This window comes from Pseudomonas sp. Z1-14, assembly GCF_051132005.1.
GTDB lineage: Bacteria > Pseudomonadota > Gammaproteobacteria > Pseudomonadales > Pseudomonadaceae > Aquipseudomonas.
The window spans coordinates 1,926,721-1,946,138 of the sequence record NZ_CP071646.1 but is presented as its reverse complement, the minus strand read 5'-3'; the positions used below and the strand labels follow the sequence as shown (position 1 = coordinate 1,946,138).

General features: G+C 61.1%; 14 protein-coding genes. 5 read left to right on the top strand and 9 right to left on the bottom strand.

Annotation, left to right across the window (positions count from 1 at the left end):
• Positions 1-74 precede the first annotated feature (74 nt).
• The 4 genes from J3P89_RS08950 to J3P89_RS08935 form a co-directional block, all read right to left on the bottom strand.
• On the bottom strand, positions 75-311 hold the full coding sequence (locus J3P89_RS08950) for a DUF1653 domain-containing protein (protein ID WP_072389007.1): 237 nt from the start codon (positions 309-311) through the stop codon (positions 75-77).
• Positions 312-420: 109 nt separating this feature from the next.
• Positions 421-1,596 (bottom strand): acetyl-CoA C-acyltransferase FadA, encoded by a 1,176-nt coding sequence (fadA, locus tag J3P89_RS08945; RefSeq protein ID WP_434697308.1) that lies wholly within the window; start codon positions 1,594-1,596, stop codon positions 421-423.
• A 30-nt stretch (positions 1,597-1,626) separates the two neighbouring features.
• On the bottom strand, positions 1,627-3,774 hold the full coding sequence (gene fadB, locus J3P89_RS08940; RefSeq protein ID WP_434573018.1) for a fatty acid oxidation complex subunit alpha FadB: 2,148 nt from the start codon (positions 3,772-3,774) through the stop codon (positions 1,627-1,629).
• A gap of 484 nt (positions 3,775-4,258) precedes the next feature.
• The gene (locus J3P89_RS08935) at positions 4,259-4,696 is read right to left on the bottom strand and encodes a hypothetical protein (protein WP_305499990.1); all 438 of its coding nucleotides are present in this window, start codon (positions 4,694-4,696) and stop codon (positions 4,259-4,261) included.
• Positions 4,697-4,798: 102 nt separating this feature from the next.
• On the opposite strand from J3P89_RS08935, the gene J3P89_RS08930 reads away from it, so the two are divergent.
• Entirely contained in the window at positions 4,799-5,239 is a 441-nt protein-coding gene (locus J3P89_RS08930; RefSeq protein ID WP_305499988.1) for a universal stress protein, read from the top strand.
• A gap of 106 nt (positions 5,240-5,345) precedes the next feature.
• On the opposite strand, the gene J3P89_RS08925 is transcribed toward J3P89_RS08930, so the two are convergent.
• Positions 5,346-7,265 carry an ATP-binding cassette domain-containing protein gene (locus J3P89_RS08925; RefSeq protein WP_434601308.1) on the bottom strand — a complete coding sequence of 640 codons (1,920 nt, stop codon included), beginning with the start codon at positions 7,263-7,265 and terminating at the stop codon, positions 5,346-5,348.
• A 212-nt stretch (positions 7,266-7,477) separates the two neighbouring features.
• Here J3P89_RS08925 and J3P89_RS08920 point away from each other — a divergent pair, with 212 nt between their 5' ends.
• Positions 7,478-9,406: a transglycosylase SLT domain-containing protein gene (locus tag J3P89_RS08920; RefSeq protein WP_434697307.1), complete on the top strand. Its 1,929-nt coding sequence runs from the start codon at positions 7,478-7,480 to the stop codon at positions 9,404-9,406.
• Between the two features lie 209 nt (positions 9,407-9,615).
• Here J3P89_RS08920 and J3P89_RS08915 read toward each other — a convergent pair whose 3' ends face one another.
• Entirely contained in the window at positions 9,616-11,397 is a 1,782-nt protein-coding gene (locus J3P89_RS08915; protein WP_434697306.1) for an ABC transporter transmembrane domain-containing protein, read from the bottom strand.
• 250 nt (positions 11,398-11,647) lie between these two features.
• Between J3P89_RS08915 and J3P89_RS08910 the strand changes: the two genes are divergently transcribed.
• On the top strand, positions 11,648-11,827 hold the full coding sequence (locus tag J3P89_RS08910; protein ID WP_123341965.1) for a PA1571 family protein: 180 nt from the start codon (positions 11,648-11,650) through the stop codon (positions 11,825-11,827).
• Positions 11,828-11,991: 164 nt separating this feature from the next.
• Here J3P89_RS08910 and pdxB read toward each other — a convergent pair whose 3' ends face one another.
• Positions 11,992-13,134, bottom strand: coding sequence for a 4-phosphoerythronate dehydrogenase PdxB (gene pdxB / locus J3P89_RS08905; RefSeq protein ID WP_434697305.1), 1,143 nt, complete (start codon positions 13,132-13,134; stop codon positions 11,992-11,994).
• A gap of 282 nt (positions 13,135-13,416) precedes the next feature.
• On the opposite strand from pdxB, the gene J3P89_RS08900 reads away from it, so the two are divergent.
• Positions 13,417-14,820 (top strand): MATE family efflux transporter, encoded by a 1,404-nt coding sequence (locus J3P89_RS08900; RefSeq protein WP_434697304.1) that lies wholly within the window; start codon positions 13,417-13,419, stop codon positions 14,818-14,820.
• Here J3P89_RS08900 and tusA read toward each other — a convergent pair.
• Together tusA and rlmM are read right to left on the bottom strand one after the other, a co-directional pair.
• Complete coding sequence (gene tusA, locus J3P89_RS08895; protein ID WP_305499973.1) at positions 14,817-15,068, bottom strand: sulfurtransferase TusA; 252 nt, start codon at positions 15,066-15,068, stop codon at positions 14,817-14,819. The genes J3P89_RS08900 and tusA overlap by 4 nt on opposite strands.
• A gap of 196 nt (positions 15,069-15,264) precedes the next feature.
• Positions 15,265-16,338, bottom strand: coding sequence for a 23S rRNA (cytidine(2498)-2'-O)-methyltransferase RlmM (rlmM, locus tag J3P89_RS08890; RefSeq protein ID WP_434697303.1), 1,074 nt, complete (start codon positions 16,336-16,338; stop codon positions 15,265-15,267).
• 172 nt (positions 16,339-16,510) lie between these two features.
• Between rlmM and acnA the strand changes: the two genes are divergently transcribed.
• Entirely contained in the window at positions 16,511-19,252 is a 2,742-nt protein-coding gene (gene acnA, locus J3P89_RS08885) for an aconitate hydratase AcnA (protein WP_434697302.1), read from the top strand.
• Positions 19,253-19,418: the final 166 nt, after the last annotated feature.

The following is a 19,418-nucleotide window of genomic DNA, read 5'->3' as shown; positions in this document are numbered from 1 at the left end:
GGCGCCTGACGCGGCACCGCTATATATAGTGGCTGCAAGGTGAGGTCAAGGGCAGGCTCGCCCTCATGTTGGCCTCAAGGCCTGGAAAAAATGCTCTCCTCGGCCTGCACCAAAGCAAAGCGTGGCACCTGTTCGCCGTCAACCTCGACGGACTCCTGGAACATGCTCAACGGACGCACCCAGAAACCGTAATCGCCATACAGGGCTTGATAGAAGACCACTTCTTCCTCGGTCTCGGAATGCCGCGCAATACTGAATACGCGGTACTGCGGGCCTTTGTAATGTTGGTAGAGCCCAGGTTGTATCGGCATGCTTTGGCCCTCGCTGAATCTTTCCAAAATAAAAACAAAATTTTTCTTGTTGAAAACCCAGAAAAACAAAAACCGGGGCACTTGGCCCCGGCTTCCATCGACGTGACGCTTAGATGCGCTCGAAGACGGTGGCGATGCCTTGGCCGAGGCCAATGCACATGGTGGACACCCCAAAAGTGCCGCCGTTCTGCTTCATGACGTTGAGCAGCGTGCCGGAGATACGCGCACCGGAGCAGCCAAACGGATGACCCAGGGCGATGGCGCCGCCGTGCAGGTTAACCTTCTCGTTCATCTTGTCGAGTATTTTCAGATCTTTCAGCACTGGCAGGGCCTGTGCGGCGAAAGCTTCGTTGAGCTCGAAGAAGTCGATGTCGGAGATGCTCAGGCCCGCGCGCTTCAAGGCTTTCTGCGTGGCCGGTACTGGACCATAGCCCATGATTGCGGGATCCACACCGGCGACGGCCATCGAACGAATCACCGCCATCGGCTGGATGCCCAGGTCCTGGGCACGCTGGGCCGACATCACGATCATGCACGAAGCACCATCAGTGATCTGCGATGAGGTACCGGCTGTCACGGTGCCGCCCTTTGGATTGAAGGCCGGCTTCAACGTCGCCAGGCTTTCCAGGGTGGTTTCCGGACGAATGGTCTCGTCATAGTCGAACAGCTTCAGGAAGCCGTTCTCGTCGTAACCCTGCATCGGGATGATTTCATCCTTGAACTTGCCGTCCACCGTCGCCTTGTGGGCGAGTTGGTGGGAGCGCACGCCAAAGGCGTCCTGCTGTTCGCGGGTGATGCCGTGCATCTTGCCGAGCATTTCCGCGGTCAGGCCCATCATGCCCGAAGCTTTTGCCGCGTACAGCGACATGTGCGGATTCGGATCGACGCCGTGCATCATGCTCACGTGGCCCATGTGCTCGACACCGCCGACGACGAATACATCACCGTTGCCGGTCATGATCGCCTGGGCGGCGGTGTGCAGCGCGCTCATGGACGAACCGCACAGGCGGCTGACGGTCTGGCCGGCCGCGGTGTGAGGGATCTGGGTCATCAGCGAAGCCATGCGGGCGATGTTCCAGCCCTGCTCCAGGGTCTGGTTCACACAGCCCCAGATCACGTCCTCGACCTCGTTGGGGTCGACCTTCGCGTTGCGCTCCAGCAGCTTGCTGATCAGGTGCGCCGACATGTCCTCGGCACGGGTGTTGCGGTGCATGCCGCCCTTGGAGCGGCCCATCGGCGTACGACCGAAGTCGACAATCACGACGTCTCTAGGATTCAAGCTCATAAATGTTCTCTCGCTCTAGTCGTTGGGCGCTTAACCGAAGAAACGCTGGCCGTTCTTGGCCATTTCACGCAGCTTCGCGGTCGGGTGGTACAGCGCGCCCAGATCAGCGTACTGGTCAGCCAGGGCAACGAACTCGGCGACACCGATCGAATCGATGTAGCGCAGCGCACCGCCACGGAATGGAGGGAAACCGATACCGTAGACCAGACCCATGTCGGCTTCGGCGGCGGTTTCGACAATGCCGTCTTCCAGGCAACGCACGGTTTCCAGGCACAGCGGGATCATCATCCAGTTGATGATGTCCTCGTCGGTGACTTCGCGCTGCTCGTAGACGATCGGCTTGAGCACTTCGAGCACCGACGAATCGGCGACTTTCTTCTGCTTGCCGCGCTTGTCGGTCTCGTAGGCGTAGAAGCCCTTGCCGTTCTTCTGGCCAAGGCGCTTGGCTTCATAGAGCACGTCGACAGCCGAACGGCGATCGTCCTTCATACGATCCGGGAAGCCTTCGGCCATGACATCGCGACCGTGGTGGCCGGTGTCGATGCCAACCACGTCCATCAGGTAAGCCGGGCCCATCGGCCAGCCGAATTTTTCCATGATCTTGTCGATGCGCACGAAGTCCACGCCGGCGCTGACCAGCTTGGCGAAACCGCCGAAATACGGGAACAGCACGCGGTTGACCAGAAAGCCCGGGCAGTCGTTGACCACGATCGGGTTCTTGCCCATTTTTTTCGCGTAGGCCACGGTGGTGGCGATCGCCTGCTCACTGGACTTCTCGCCACGGATGACTTCCACCAGCGGCATCATGTGCACCGGGTTGAAGAAGTGCATGCCGACGAAGTTTTCCGGACGCTTGAGGGCCTTGGCCAGCAGCGAGATGGAAATGGTCGAGGTGTTGGAGGCAAGGATCGTGTCTTCCTTTACCTTGTCTTCGACTTCAGCCAGTACCGCCTGCTTGACCTTCGGATTCTCGACAACGGCTTCGACCACCAGGTCGACATGGCCGAAATCGCCATAGGACAGCGTCGGGCGAATGCCGTTGAGCACTTCGGCCATCTTCGCGGCGGTCATGCGACCTTTGTCGACACGGCCGACCAGCAGCTTGGCAGCTTCGGCCAGGCCTTGTTCGATGCCATGTTCGTTGATGTCTTTCATCAGGATCGGCGTGCCCTTGGACGCCGACTGGTAGGCGATACCACCGCCCATGATGCCAGCACCCAACACAGCCGCCTGCTTCACGTCGCGAGCGATTTCGTCGTAGGCCTTGGCCTTTTTCTTCAGCTCCTGATCGTTGAGGAACAGGCCGATCAGGCTTTGCGCAGCCGAGGTCTTGGCCAGCTTGACGAAACCGGCGGCCTCGATTTCCAGGGCCTTGTCGCGACCGAAATTCGCGGCTTTCTGGATGGTCTTGATGGCTTCGACCGGCGCCGGGTAGTTCGGGCCAGCCTGACCGGCGACGAAGCCCTTGGCGGTTTCGAAGGCCATCATTTGTTCAATGGCGTTGAGCTTGAGCTTTTCCAGCTTCGGCTGGCGCTTGGCCTTGTAGTCGAACTCGCCGCTGATGGCGCGCTTGATCGTCTCAAGGGCCGCTTCCTGGAGCTTGCCAGGTTCGACCACGGCATCCACGGCGCCGACTTTCAGCGCGTCTTCGGCACGGTTTTCCTTGCCAGCGGCAATCCACTCGATGGCATTGTCGGCACCGATCAGGCGCGGCAGGCGCACGGTACCGCCGAAGCCCGGGTAGATGCCCAGCTTGACTTCCGGCAGGCCGATCTTGGCGGAGGTGGACATGACACGGTAATCGGCCGCCAGGCACATTTCCAGGCCGCCACCCAGGGCGATGCCGTTGATGGCCGCAACCGTTGGCACACCAAGGTCTTCGAAATCGCTGAAGATACGGTTCGCTTCGAGGTTGCCTGCGATCAGTTCGGCGTCGGGCAGCTTGAAGTTGTCGACGAATTCGGTGATGTCGGCGCCGACGATGAACACGTCCTTGCCGCTGCTGACGATCACACCCTTGATCGAAGCATCTGCCTTGATAGTGTCCACGGCCTGACGCAATTCGTTCAGGGTTAGACGGTTGAACTTGTTGACGGACTCACCCTTGAGATCGAACTTCAGTTCGACAATGCCACTTTCAAGAGCCTTAACCGTGATGGCTTTACCTTCGTAAATCATCAACTGATCTCCACGATATGGAAGCTGAACAGTACACGTTGAACGCTGACCGCTGGTTCGGCATGGACATTACCGTCGATGCTACGCCAATCCGCCAGGCACACCCGCCAACGCGATCGTCGGGTTCTGTAGGAACGTTCTGAAAATACAAACGCTCAATTCATACGCCCGTTTGATTTGGGTACGTCACCTTCACGGAATTTCCGTCAATTGTCAATCGCCCTAAACAAGCGCTTGAACGCGACTTTACGGTCATTTCCGTACCCTGCGGATCCGCAACACGACGCCGCATGGGCAGCCATTCATAGAATCAATAATTAGAAAAGTCGCCCTAATTCCGAGCGCGCCTTATTCAACCGGCTAAGCTGGTGACAAGACGTTTGAGCCGAATGAAGAAAGGACGTTCGAATGAACGTCCCGAGGAGATGGTTTACCGGCCTGCCTGGCCAACCCGCCCGATGAATCTGTCGGGCTTTTTTACGCCTCAAGCCAATGCGTTGAGCACTGCGGATATATCCTGCAAAACACTCGCCTCGCCCTTTTCGCCCCAGTACAAGGTAATCATCTGCTTGTCGGCTTCGATTTTGTACACGTTGGCGGGCAGCTTGTGGAAATGCGCCAGCAGCGACTCGTCCAGACAGGGCTCGCGCCACTGATTGACCCACACGCCAGGGGCGCTCTGCCAGTAGCTCCAGAGGGCCGGCTGCTTGCCACGTCGGGGCCGGTGGTACTGAGCGCAAGGGTTGGGCGGCGGCTGACTGAGCCAATGGGGCCACTCCTGGGAAGCCAGTTGCATGGCCAGGCCGAGGCGTCGCGCCTCCATGCGCAGGGCCATGCGACCGCTCTGAACACGCGATGGCCGCAACCATGCCAAGGGGCTCAATACCACCAACAGGATTGACACCACTATCCAGACCGTCATATCTGTACTCCCGAATTCTGATGAGCCCGTTGACCCGCATCGCCGTCAATGCGCTTGAAACCAGCCATACTTACCGTATCGCCATTCTCTGGAGTGCTTTTCATGTACTACGAACACGTCCTGGTCGCCGTCGACCTTACTGAAGAATGCGATCCTGTCGTCAAGCGAGCCCTCGCTCTCTGCGAAGGCCGGGACAACAAACTGTCGCTGGTGCATATCGTCGAGCCGATGGCCATGGCCTTCGGCGGCGACGTCCCAATGGACCTTTCCCAGTTGCAACAGCAACAATTTGACCAGGCCAAGGAACGCCTTGATCGACTGATCGTGAAATACCCGGCATTAAAAAAGGAAAACAGTCACCTGACCTACGGCCAACCGCGCCAGGAGATTCATCACCTGGCCAAGGAGCAGGGCTGCGACCTGATCGTTGTCGGCAGCCATGGCCGCCACGGCCTCGCGCTGCTGCTGGGCTCCACTGCCAACGACGTATTGCATGGCGCGCCATGCGACGTGCTGGCGGTGCACCTGGTCAAGCGCTCGTAAACGGCAAACCGGAGGGAGCGAGCCTGCTCGCTCCCACAAGGGCAAGCGTTTCGAACAAAAATCCCGGTACTCATCGCTGAGTGCCGGGATTTTTTACGTCAACGGATCAGGCGTCCAGCTCAGCCCAGCGCTCGACCAGCGCATCCAGCTCGGCCTGCAACTGCTCCAGGCGGGCAATCACCTTGGCGGTTTCGGCCGCGGGTCGCTGGTAGAAACCGGCGTCAGCCATCTCGGCCTCCACCGCTGCAATCTGCTGCTCCTTCGCCTCGATATCGCCAGGCAATGCCTCCAGCTCACGCTGCAGTTTGTAGCTGAGCTTCTTTTTCGCAGGGGCAGGCGCGGCAGTGGCGGCAACCGGAGCCGGCTCAGCCTTGACGACCGCCGAATTCAGGTCGGCCTTGCCGGATTTGCTCTCGGTCACCCCCAGGAGACGTGGCGAGCCTCCCTGGCGCAGCCAGTCCTGGTAACCTCCGACGTACTCGCGAACCAGCCCTTCGCCTTCGAAAACCAGGGTGCTGGTGACAACGTTGTCGAGGAAGGCCCGGTCGTGGCTGACCATCAGCACGGTGCCGTTAAAGGTCAGCAACACCTCTTCCAGCAGTTCGAGGGTTTCCACGTCCAGGTCGTTGGTCGGCTCGTCGAGCACCAGCAGGTTCGCCGGCTTGCTGAACAGCTTGGCCAGCAACAGACGAGCGCGCTCGCCACCCGACAACGCCTTCACCGGGGTACGGGCGCGCTGCGGGCTGAACAGGAAATCGCCGAGGTAACTCAACACGTGGCGGCTCTGGCCGTCGATATCGATGAAGTCGCGACCTTCGGCCACGTTGTCGATCACGGTTTTTTCCAGATCCAACTGGTGGCGCAACTGGTCGAAATAGGCGACATCGATTTTTGTCCCCTCTTCCACCTTGCCGCTGGTCGGCACCAGACCGCCAAGCATCAGCTTGAGCAAGGTCGTCTTGCCGGTACCGTTGGCGCCCAGCAGGCCGATCCGATCGCCGCGCTGCAGAACCATGGAGAAGTCCTTGACCAGGAACGGGCCACCCGGGTGGGCGAAGCTGACGTTCTCCAGCACCATGACCTGCTTGCCCGACTTGTCGGCGGTTTCCAGCTGGATATTCGCCTTGCCGGTGCGCTCGCGTCGCTCGCTACGCTCAACGCGCAAGGCCTTGAGGGCGCGTACGCGCCCTTCGTTACGGGTACGTCGGGCCTTGATGCCCTGGCGGATCCAGACTTCTTCCTGGGCCAGGCGCTTGTCGAACAGCGCATTGGCGGTTTCTTCCGCCGCCAGCACTGCTTCCTTGTGAACCAGGAAACTGGCGTAGTCGCCGTTCCAGTCGATCAGGCCGCCGCGATCCAGTTCGAGGATGCGGGTCGCCAGGTTCTGCAGGAAGGAACGGTCGTGAGTGATGAACAGCACCGCGCCCTGGAAATCCTTGAGGGCCTCTTCAAGCCAGGCGATGGCGCCGATGTCGAGGTGGTTGGTCGGCTCGTCGAGCAGCAGCAGGTCGGGTTCGGATACCAGGGCCTGGGCCAGCAGGACGCGGCGACGCCAGCCACCGGACAGCTCGGCCAGGGTCTTGTCGGCCGGCAGTTGCAAGCGGCTCAGCGTGCTGTCGACCAACTGCTGCAGGCGCCAGCCGTCACGGGCTTCGAGGTCGTGCTGGACATGCATCAGCTTGTCCAGGTCGGCATCGGTGACGATGTTCTGGCTCAGGTGATGATATTCGGCCAACAGCGCGCCGACACCGTCCAGGCCTTCGGCGACCACGTCGAATACCGTCCGCTCGTCGGCTACCGGCAGTTCCTGGGGCAATTCGCCGATCTTCAGGCCTGGCGCGCGCCAGACCGAGCCGTCGTCGGGCTTCTGGTCGCCCTTGACCAGCTTCATCATGCTGGACTTGCCAGTGCCGTTGCGGCCGATGATGCACACCCGCTCTCCACGGGCGATCTGCCAGGACACCTTGTCCAACAACGGCATCGCGCCGAAAGCAAGGGACACATCGCTGAATTTGAGCAGGGTCATGAGCTTCTCCAAAAACCGGGCGCGCATTCTACCTGAGAAGAGGCCTCAAAGGTCCGCCAATTTCGCCTCCGAAGCACTCTGCACAACAATTGTTGCGAACTTGCGCGAACGGCCCTGCAAAGCTTTCGCCGGTTGCTGGCAAAAGGCTAAGCTACAGGCAGTTACCCCGGGCTCCCCCCGGGCTTGTCTTGTTTTTTCTGCCCGGACGTATCATGCGCAGTCGCCTTTTCAGTGTCTTATCTTGTTTGTTTGTGTGTGCCACTGCCGTTCAGACCGCCCAGGCGGTGGATATTTCCACCCAGCGCCAGTATTACGATGAGGCCAAGCGCGCCCTGGCCAAAGGTGATTCCGGCCCCTATTTGCGCTACAGCCAGGCCCTGCGCGATTATCCGCTGGAGCCCTACCTCGCCTACGATGAGTTGACCGCTCGCCTGAAAAGCGCGAGCAATGCCGAGATCGAGAAATTCCTCGCCGAACATGGCGACCTGCCCCAGGCCAACTGGATGAAGCTGCGCTGGTTGCGCTGGCTGGCGGAGCGTGGCGACTGGGCAACCTTCGTCAAGTATTACGACCCCAAGCTCAACTTCACCGAACTCGATTGCCTCAACGCTCAATATCAACTGAGCCATGGCCTCAAGGCCGAAGGCTACGCCAACGCCGAGAAACTCTGGCTTACCGGCAAATCCCAGCCGGCGGCCTGCGATGCGCTGTTCGGCATGTGGGCGGCCCAAGGCCAACTGACTGAACAGAAACGCTGGGAGCGCGCCAAACTGGCCGCCCAGGCGCGTAACTATCCGCTGGCCAACAGCCTGGTGAGCGGCCTGACCACCCTGGCGCCTCGCGGCAGCCTGTTGATCGACGTGGCGCAGAAGCCCGAACTGCTCAACCAGCCTTCGCGCTTCGCGCCCGCCGATGAACCGATGTCCGATGTCGTGAGCCTCGGCTTGCGACGCCTGGCCCGCCAGGACCCGGAAAAAGCCATGGCGTTGCTGGACGGGTATGCCAGCACCATGCATTTCTCTCGAGACGAGAAAGTGGCAATCGCCCGGGAAATCGGTCTGACCCTGGCCAAACGCTTCGACAGCCGCGCCCTCGACGTGATGACCAAATACGACCCGGAGCTGCGCGATGACACTGTCTCGGAATGGCGTTTGCGCCTGCTGTTGCGCCTGGCCCGCTGGGAAGATGCCTATCAGTTGACCCGCCGCCTGCCCGAGTCGCTCGCCACCACCAACCGCTGGCGTTACTGGCAGGCCCGCAGCCTGGAGCTGGCTCAGCCACAGAATCCTCAAGCAGTGACGCTCTACAAGCAACTGGCCCGGGAGCGTGACTTCTATGGCTTCCTGGCGGCCGACCGCTCCCAGTCACCCTATTCGCTCAACAACAAGCCGCTGGTGATGAGCCAGGCGCTGATCAACAAAGTGCGCAACACCCCGGGCGTGCGCCGCGCGCTGGAGTTTCATGCGCGTGGACAGATCGTCGATGGCCGCCGCGAGTGGTATCACGTCAGCCGCCATTTCAACCGGGACGAAATGGTTGCCCAGGCAAAACTGGCCTATGACCTGAAATGGTACTTCCCGGCCATCCGCACCATCAGCCAGGCCAAATACTGGGACGACCTGGATATCCGCTTCCCGATGGCCCACCGCGACACCCTGGTACGCGAAGCCAAAATCCGCGGCCTGCATCCAAGCTGGGCGTTCGCCATCACCCGCCAGGAAAGCGCATTCATGGACGATGCCCGCTCCAGCGTCGGTGCCAGCGGCCTGATGCAGTTGATGCCAGGCACCGCCAAGGAAACCGCCCGCAAGTTCAACATTCCCCTGGCATCGCCTCAGCAGGTGTTCAACCCGGACAAGAACATCCAGCTCGGCGCGGCTTACCTGAGCCAGGTGCACAGCCAGTTCAACGGCAACCGGGTCCTCGCCTCCGCCGCGTACAACGCCGGCCCTGGCCGCGTGCGTCAATGGCTGCGTGGCGCTGACCACCTGAGCTTCGACGTCTGGGTCGAAAGCATCCCTTTCGACGAAACCCGCCAATACGTACAGAACGTGCTGTCCTACTCGGTGATCTACGGCCAGAAACTCAACTCGCCACAACCGTTGGTGGACTGGCACGAGCGGTATTTCGATGATCAGTGAGTATTAGCGAGAAGCTGTTCCTGAGAAGAAAAAAATGCCCGCATCGAAAGATGCGGGCATTTTTTTTTGGTCGGTTACTTGGTCGGTGCTGGACCTTGTGGGAGCGAGCTTGCTCGCGATGCCGTCGGCACCTTCAACATGGATGCAAGCTGACCCACCGCTATCGCGAGCAAGCTCACTCCCACAAGGGATTCGTGTAGACGCTGCGCTCAGTCGGCTGCCGACTCCAAGCTAACGTTGAACTGCAACGCCGCCAACCGCGCATACAGCGCATTACTCGCCACCAACTCCTGATGAGTGCCCACGGCGACCACCCTGCCCTGGTCCATCACCGCGATCCGGTCGGCATTTTTCACCGTGGCCAGGCGGTGGGCGATGACCAGGGTGGTGCGGTTTTTCATCAGGCTGGGCAGGGCTTGCTGGATGAGGTGTTCGCTTTGTGCATCGAGCGCGCTGGTGGCTTCGTCCAACAGCAGGATCGGCGCGTCGATCAGCAATGCCCGGGCGATGGCCAGGCGTTGGCGCTGGCCACCGGACAAACCCAGGCCGCCATCACCCAGATGGGTCTGGTAGCCATCCGGCATTTTCTCGATGAAGTCATGGGCGTAAGCGATCCGCGCCGCTTCGCGTACCTGTTCGTCGGTGGCTTGCGGATTGCCGTAGCGAATATTTTCTTCCACCGTGCCGAAGAACAGTGCCGGGCTCTGCGAGACCAGGGCGAAGTGACGACGCAGGTCCAACGGGTCAAGCAAGGTCAGCGGCACACCATCGAGGAATATCTGCCCCTGCACTGGATCGTAGAACCGCAGCAGCAGGTCGTACACGGTGGATTTGCCCGCCCCGGACGGACCGACCAGCGCGACGGTTTCGCCAGCGTTGACGCTCAGGTTCAGGCCATCGACCGCATAGCTTTCCGGCCGCGACGGGTAGGAAAACCGTACACCTTCAAGGCGCAGGTCGCCGCTGACCCGCTGCGGCAACGTGACAAGGCCCGTCGCCGGAGGCTGGATGATGTTCTGCGAACGCAGCAACTCGGCAATTCGCTCAGCGGCGCCAGCCGCCCGCTGCAGCTCGCCGATCACTTCGCTGAGCGTACCGAAAGCGCTCCCGACAATCAGGCTGTAGAACACGAATGCCGCCAGCTCACCACCGGAAATGCGCCCGGCGATCACGTCCATGCCGCCGACCCAGAGCATTACGCCCACCGCACCCAGTACCAGAACGATCACCAGGGTAATCAACCAGGCGCGCTGGGCGATGCGCTTGCGGGCAGTGTCGAAGGCCTGCTCCACGGTAGCAGCGAAACGGTGCTCGTCCTGGACCTGGTGGTTATAGGCCTGCACCGTCTTGATCTGGCCGAGGGTTTCGGAAACGTAACTGCCGACATCGGCGATGCGGTCCTGGCTTTCGCGGGAGAGGCTGCGCACTCGCCGGCCAAAGACCAGGATCGGCGCCAGCACCAGCGGCAGCGCAATCACCACGATGCTGGTGAGCTTGGGATTGGTGACGAACAGCAGCACGATACCTCCGACCACCATCAGCGCGTTGCGCAGAAACAGTGACAACGACGAACCGATCACCGATTGCAGCAGCGTGGTGTCGGCGGTCAGGCGTGACTGGATTTCCGAACTGCGGTTGTTTTCGTAGAACCCGGGATGCAGATACACCAGGTGGTTGAAAACCTGTCGGCGGATATCGGCCACCACCCGCTCGCCAATCCACGACACCAGGTAAAAACGGGCAAACGTACCGACCGCCAACCCCGCCACCAGGACCATGAACAACCCGATCGATTGATTGAGCAGATGCGGCGAGCGCGTCATGAAACCCTGGTCCACCAGCAACCGGATACCCTGCCCCATGGACAAGGTAATGCCGGCGGTGACGATCAGGGCCAGCAAAGCGCCAACGACCTGTTTGCGGTAAGGAGCGATGAAGCCGCTGGCCAGGCGTATGGCACGGCGTTGTCGGGAAGAAAGCATCGAGGGCATCCGATAATGCAACGGGAAAAGGAATCGGTCAGGAGCACCGAAACGCAGCGGAACCAATTTGAATCAGGATGAGTCAGGTTAGATATGACCGCCAAGATCAGGCTCTAGATGTTATCGGTCTAAAGTCTGGCTGGAAATGCGTCGGCGTTTCTGGTTGAGTGAAGCTGTCGCCGTGAACCTTCAAGGAGTGTCATGGCTCGGTCACCTGGCGACATTACTATAGGCACGCAACCTGATGAGGAGACAGGCCATGTCCTTGCAACACAGCAGCGAAGACAAGATTCAAGTGATCCGCACGCAACCGGACCAGTCCCTGGGCTGCTCGTTCATCGATGCCCAAGGGCGCGAAGTACCGATCACCGAAGACATGATCCAGAAAGCCTGCAGCGAACTGGAAAAACGACTGGTCAAACCTGCCGAACAAAAGTGATACAGCCCCGTCTTCAACTGAACCCGACCTTGATGTCGGGTTTTTTATGCCTTTGATTTGCCGGCTTGCGGGGTGAAGGAGCTTGCTCCGGCTGGACAGTTGCAGTCGGCGACTGCTTCGCAGCCGAGCGGGAGCAAGCTCCCTCGCCACAAGGCGCTCTATGCTCAAGCAATGGTGGCGCCCAGGGCTGCCACGATATTTTCCAACGTCGGCGATTGCCCTTCGATCCGCACCTTCAAGCTGTCGATTTCCCGGCGTGGCGGATAATGCTTGCGCAAGGCATCAAAGGCGCTACGTTGCTCGCTGTCGGTGCCGATAAGGCTGCGGCGAAAGTCCGCATCGTCACGGCGCGGGTCGTAAACGCTCCGGCACAACGCCGCCAGGGCCCAGGCCGGGTCGGTGGCGGCATCCAGCGTGAGGCCGGCGAGCCACGGCCGTGGCAACAGCTCGGCCAGGCTGACTTCCACCGGCCGCTGCAGGAATCCGCACAAGGCTTCATAAATCTGCGCCGTGCCACGCTGGCGACCGTCAAGGCTATAGCCGGCGATGTGCGGAGTGGCGATCACGCAGAGGTCGGCCAGATCGACGTCGACTGTCGGCTCCCGCTCCCAGACATCCAGCACCGCTTGCAGATCTTCACGCTCCAGCAGCACCTCGCGCAGCGCCGTGTTGTCGATGACCGGGCCGCGCGCGGCGTTGATCAACCAGGTCCCCGGCTTGAGGTTGTTCAATCGTTGCTCGTCGAAAAGGTGCCAGGTCGGTTGCTCGCCATCGCGGGTCAGGGGTGTGTGCAGGCTGATCACATCGCACTGCTCGATAATCTGCTCCAGGCTCAGATAATCGCCGCCTTCGGCAGCCTGACGCGGCGGATCACAGACTTTCACGACCCAGCCCAGGTCTTTGAGTACCTTGATCAATCGCCCGCCCACCTGCCCCGCGCCGACGACGCCAAAGGTGCGCTGCGCAAGATTCGCGCCTTCGATTTCCGCCAGGGTCATGAGACTGCCCAGCACATAGTCCACCACACCGCGGGCGTTACAGCCCGGGGCACTGGCCCAGCGGATGCCGGCTTCGGCGAAATATTCCAGGTCCAGGTGATCGGTGCCGATGGTGCAGGTGCCGACAAAACGCACCTTGCTGCCTTCCAGCAGCGCCCGATTGACCTGGCTGACCGAACGCACCAGCAGCACGTCAGCCTGCTCGACCAACGCCCGGTCGATGCCCCGCCCCGGCACCCGGCGGATTTCACCAAAACCTTGAAAAAACGCATCGAGCAGGGGAATGTTTTCGTCGGCAACGATCAGCATGGCAAAGCTCCTTTGGCGGGATGGGCAGTGTAGGCGTTCCGGTTGCTTCGCGCATTACCAGGAGCGAGCAGTACCATTGTGGCGAGGGAGCTTGCTCCCGCTGGCCTGCGAAGCGGGCCCAAATGCCAGCGACTGCTGCGCAGCCGAGCGGGAGCAAGCTCCCTCGCCACGAAAGCTGCCGTACTGCCCGATTACAAATCCCCAACACAGGTTTTTTCCTGACCGATGCGTCAAGGCGTAGAATTCGCCGCCTTGCGCTTAATATTTTCGGATGCTTGCCCTGTGAATCCTGCGATCGACACCGCCACCACTCTCTCCCGCCCGGCCCGGGTGCGCCTGGAGCTAAAGACCCTACTGGCCCTGGCCCTGCCGATCATGGTGGCGCAATTGGCGACCACCGCCATGGGCTTTGTCGACGCGGTGATGGCCGGCCGGGTCGGGCCGCGGGATCTCGCGGCGGTGGCGCTGGGCAACTCGATCTGGGTTCCGGTATTCCTGTTGATGACCGGCACGCTGTTGGCTACCACGCCGAAGGTGGCCCAGCGTTTCGGTGCCGGTACGTTTGAACAGATCGGTCCATTGGTGCGTCAGGCATTGTGGCTGGCACTCGCGGTGGGGCTGATCGCAACGTTGGCGCTGCTCAGCGCCGAACCGATCCTGCATGTCATGAAAGTCGATCCCGAACTGATCGGCCCTTGCATGGAATACCTGCGCGGCATCGGCAGCGGCCTCCCGGCGGTGGCGCTCTATTACGTGCTGCGCTGCTTCAGCGACGGCCTGGGGCGTACGCGACCGGCGATGGTGCTGGGGCTGTGCGGGCTGGCCCTGAACATTCCGCTCAACTACATCTTCATCTATGGACACCTGGGCGTCCCCGCCATGGGCGGTGTCGGCTGCGGCTGGGCCACGGCCATCGTGATGTGGTTCATGGCGGCGGGCATGGCCGCCTGGACACGCTGGGGCCCGATCTATCAATCGAGTCAGCTGTTCAGCCGCTTCGACTGGCCGCAATGGTCGGTCATCAAGCGCCTGCTCGGCATCGGCCTGCCGATCGGCATCGCGGTGTTTGCCGAATCGAGCATCTTCGCGGTCATCGCCCTGCTGATCGGCAGCCTCGGTGCCACGGTGGTGGCCGGACACCAGATCGCCCTGAATTTCAGCTCGCTGGTGTTCATGATCCCCTATTCCCTGGGCATGGCCGTGACCGTACGGGTCGGCCAGGCGCTGGGGCGTAGCCAGCCTCGAGAAGCGCGCTTTGCGGCGGGTGTCGGCATGGCCACGGCCCTGGCGTACGCCTGCCTGTCGGCGAGCCTGATGTTCGCGTTGCGTGGGCCTATCGCGGCGATCTATACCGCTGACCCCGTGGTGATCGAAGTGGCATCGATGCTGATCGTCTACGCGGCGCTGTTTCAGTTTTCCGATGCCATCCAGGTCACGGCGGCGGGCGCGTTGCGCGGTTACCAGGACACCCAGGTGACGATGATCCTGACGCTCTTCGCTTACTGGGGCATCGGCTTGCCGGTGGGTTACGCCCTGGGCCTGACCGACTGGCTCGGCACCGCCAGCGGCCCAAGCGGATTGTGGCAGGGTTTGATCGTGGGATTAAGCTGCGCGGCGTTGATGCTGTCGATCCGACTGACGCGCAGTGCCCGCGGGCAGATTCGCCTCAGTCGCTCGACGGGTTAGGCGAGCTTCTTGCGGATCCAGTAGCGGTAGGTGCCGTCCACTTCATCCTGGCTGACCAGTTCGTGATCGAGAAACACGCAAAACTTGGGGATATCACGGCGCGTCGACGGGTCGGTGGCAATGACTTTCAGCAGTCCGCCGGGGGCCAGGTCACGGATATGCTGATGCAGCATCATCACCGGCTCCGGACAGTTGAGGCCGGTGGCGTCCAGCGTGCCGTCGACCGGCGTTTCGTTCATTTCACTCATGTTCTACTCCTGAAACTGGCCGCTATTGTCGCGCAATGTCGGCGCTCTTAACAAATGCGCATCCAACTGTGGCGAGGGAGCTTGCTCCCGCTCGGCTGCGCAGCAGTCGTCGCTCTTGGAATCCGACAGGGCATTGGGGTCGCTTCGCAACCCAGCGGGAGCAAGCTCCCTCGCCACAAAGGCTAGCTCTTTGGCTTTAGCGAGACTTCGGCTTCCTGCTATCCAGCCGCCGCAGATGGCACGTCACTTCCTCACGGTCGTGATACAGCTGCTTGCAGCCAATCTCTACCTTGATACCCCGGGCCTTGAAACCCTCGGCGATGCGTTCGAGCAGACGCTTCACCTCGGCGTAACGCTGCTTCATCGGCAGTTTCAAGTTGACCACCGCCTCACGGCAATGCCCCTCGCCAATCCACTCTTCCAGCATCGCCGCATTGCGCGCGGGTTTTTCGACGATGTCACAGACCATCCAGTCCACCGGCTGCTTGGGCTTGAACGTGAAGCCGTCCGCCATCAAGTGCTGCACCAGGCCGGTGTCCATCAGGCTTTCAGCCATCGGACCGTTGTCGATGGCCGTCACCAGCATGCCCCGGTTGACCAATTGCCAGGTCCAGCCACCTGGCGCGGCGCCGAGGTCCACGCCGGTCATGTCGCTGTGCAGCCGCTCGTCCCATTGGTCACGGGGGATGAAATGGTGCCAGGCCTCTTCGAGTTTGAGGGTCGAGCGGCTCGGCGCTTCCCGAGGAAATTTAAGCCGCGGAATACCCATCGGCCACATTGCCGAATTGTCGGCTTCCGCCAGGCCAAGGAACACTTCGCGGCCACTCTTGAACGTCAGCAGCAGGCGCGGCTTGTGCGGGTCGTCCACCAGCTTGCCGGCGCCACTCAAGGCCTTGCGCAACGGACCTTCGAATTTCTTGCAGAAGTTCGACAGCTCTTTGCCGTCGTTGGTATCGACCACTTCCAGCCACAGGCTGCCGCACGTCGGGAAAGCCGCCAGATGGGCGAGGATGACGCTGATGCGGTCAGTCTCCGGCAACTCGATGAACGAGCCACGCGCCCATTGGCGCGGAAAAATCAGCTCGGCAAAGCGCTGTCCACGCATCAGCCGCTCGGCGCCGTCTTCTTCAGTGCAGACGAATTCGGCGCAGGCGCTGGCCGGCTTGGCCTTGGCGTAGCCGGCCACGTTCAGCCGCGCGGCATGTTCGGCGATCTCGGAACAGACCTCGCCTTCGAAGCCCGGTCGGCAGTGCATAAAAAGCGTGTTCATTGAAACTCCGTAGCAAAGCCTGTCACGAAAACCGCCGCATGATAGCGGAGTTCGGAACCGCGAACCTGTCCATAGAGTCCAGTGATTAGTCATACGCTCAAAACAGGGCTAGGTTAAAGGCTCTGTCCGTTCCGTCAGTCCGTAGCCGTGCGGACTCAAAGGAGTGATTTCAATGCCGTCCCTCGATAGCCTGAAAACCCTTAAAACATTGCAAGTCGACGCCAGGACTTATCACTATTTCAGCTTGCCGGACGCCGCGCGAAGCCTCGGTGATCTGGATAAACTGCCAATGTCCCTCAAGGTACTGCTGGAAAACCTGCTGCGCTGGGAAGATGAAAAAACCGTCACCGGCGCCGATCTCAAGGCCCTGGCCGGTTGGCTCAAGGAGCGCCGCTCCGACCGCGAAATCCAGTATCGCCCGGCACGGGTGCTGATGCAGGACTTTACCGGCGTGCCCGCCGTGGTCGACCTGGCCGCCATGCGCGCCGCCGTGGAAAAGGCCGGAGGCGATCCCCAGCGAATCAATCCGTTGTCACCGGTCGACCTGGTGATCGACCACTCGGTGATGGTGGACAAGTTCGCCAGCCGCCAGGCCTTCGAGCAGAACGTCGACATCGAAATGCAGCGCAACGGCGAACGTTATGCCTTCCTGCGCTGGGGCCAGAGTGCCTTCGACAACTTCAGCGTGGTGCCACCGGGCACCGGCATCTGCCATCAGGTGAACCTCGAATACCTCGGTCGCACCGTCTGGACCAAAGAGGAAGACGGCCGCACCTACGCCTTCCCGGACACGCTGGTCGGCACCGACTCTCACACCACCATGATCAATGGCCTCGGCGTGCTCGGCTGGGGCGTCGGCGGGATCGAGGCGGAAGCGGCGATGCTCGGCCAACCGGTATCGATGCTGATCCCCGAGGTTGTCGGCTTCAAGCTCACCGGCAAGCTGCGCGAAGGTATCACCGCGACCGACCTGGTGTTGACCGTCACGCAGATGCTGCGCAAGAAGGGTGTGGTGGGCAAATTCGTCGAGTTTTATGGCGACGGTCTCGCCGACCTGCCCCTGGCCGACCGCGCCACCATCGCCAACATGGCCCCGGAATACGGCGCCACGTGCGGTTTCTTCCCGGTGGACGATGTAACGCTGGATTACTTGCGCCTGTCCGGGCGCCCCGCGGAAACCGTGAAACTGGTGGAAGCCTATTGCAAGGCCCAGGGCCTCTGGCGTCTGCCCGGCCAGGAACCGGTGTTCACCGATACGCTGGAACTGGACATGGGCAGCGTCGAGGCCAGTCTCGCCGGCCCCAAGCGTCCCCAGGATCGGGTCTCGCTGCCGAATGTCGGCCAAGCCTTCAGTGATTTCCTCGGCTTGCAGATCAAACCCACCAGCAAGGACGAGGGCCGCCTGGAAAGCGAAGGCGGCGGAGGCGTCGCGGTAGGCAATGCCGATCAGGTAGGGGAAGCCGAGTACGAATTCGAAGGCCAGACCCATCGCCTGAAAAACGGCGCGGTGGTGATTGCCGCCATCACCTCTTGCACCAACACCTCCAACCCCAGCGTGATGATGGCCGCCGGGCTGGTGGCAAAAAAAGCCGTGGAAAAAGGCCTGACGCGCAAGCCCTGGGTCAAGAGCTCCCTGGCGCCTGGCTCCAAGGTGGTGACCGACTACTACAACGCCGCGGGCCTGACCGAGTATCTCGACAAGCTCGGCTTCGACCTGGTGGGCTACGGCTGCACAACCTGTATCGGCAACTCCGGCCCTCTGCCCGACCCCATCGAAAAAGCCATCCAGAAAGCCGACCTGACCGTGGCTTCGGTGCTGTCGGGTAACCGCAACTTCGAGGGCCGGGTGCATCCACTGGTGAAAACCAACTGGCTGGCCTCGCCGCCATTGGTGGTCGCCTACGCCCTGGCCGGCACCGTGCGCATCGATATCAGCAGCGAACCGCTGGGCAACGACCGGGACGGCAATCCGGTCTACCTGCGCGACATCTGGCCGAGCAGCAAGGAAGTAGCCGACGCCGTGGCCCAGGTCGACACCAGCATGTTCCACAAGGAATACGCCGCCGTGTTCGCCGGTGACGAACAGTGGCAAGCCATCGAAGTGCCGCAGGCGGCTACTTATGTATGGCAAGACGACTCGACCTACATCCAGCATCCGCCATTCTTCGACGACATCGGCGGGCCGCCACCGGTGGTCAGGAATGTCGAGGGCGCGCGCGTCCTTGCGCTGCTCGGAGACTCGGTGACCACCGACCATATCTCGCCAGCCGGCAATATCAAGACAGACAGCCCTGCCGGCCGTTACTTGCGCGAACAAGGCGTGGAACCGCGGGACTTCAACTCCTACGGCTCGCGACGGGGCAATCACCAGGTGATGATGCGCGGCACCTTCGCCAATATCCGTATCCGCAACGAGATGCTCGGCGGCGAAGAAGGCGGCAATACGATCTATATCCCCAACGGCGAAAGAATGTCGATCTACGATGCGGCCATGTTGTACCAGGCCACCGGCACGCCCCTGGTGGTCATTGCCGGGCAGGAATATGGCACCGGTTCGAGCCGGGACTGGGCGGCCAAGGGTACCAACCTGCTGGGCGTGAAGGCCGTGATCGCCGAAAGCTTCGAACGCATCCACCGCTCCAATCTGGTGGGCATGGGCGTGCTGCCGCTGCAATTCAAGCTCGATCAGAATCGCAAGAGCCTGAACCTCACTGGCAGGGAGACCCTTGATATCCTCGGGCTGAGCGATACCGAGCTGACGCCGCGCATGAACCTGCCGGTGGTCATGACCCGCGAGGATGGCAGCCAGGAGCGGATTGAAGTGTTGTGCCGGATCGACACCTTGAACGAAGTGGAATACTTCAAGGCTGGCGGGATCCTGCATTTTGTCCTAAGGCAAATGTTGGGAGCGTGAAAGATTCCTGACGAAATCCGGAAGGCAGCCAGGTTTTAATAAGCTGCCTTCCTTGGAATCCGACCGACGGAATCCGTCGCCCCAACTGCTGCTATAACTTCACCGAACAGGCCAGATTACCTTTGGCACAATTTTCGCTAGCTCAGTCGCGGGTTGAAAATTTCCG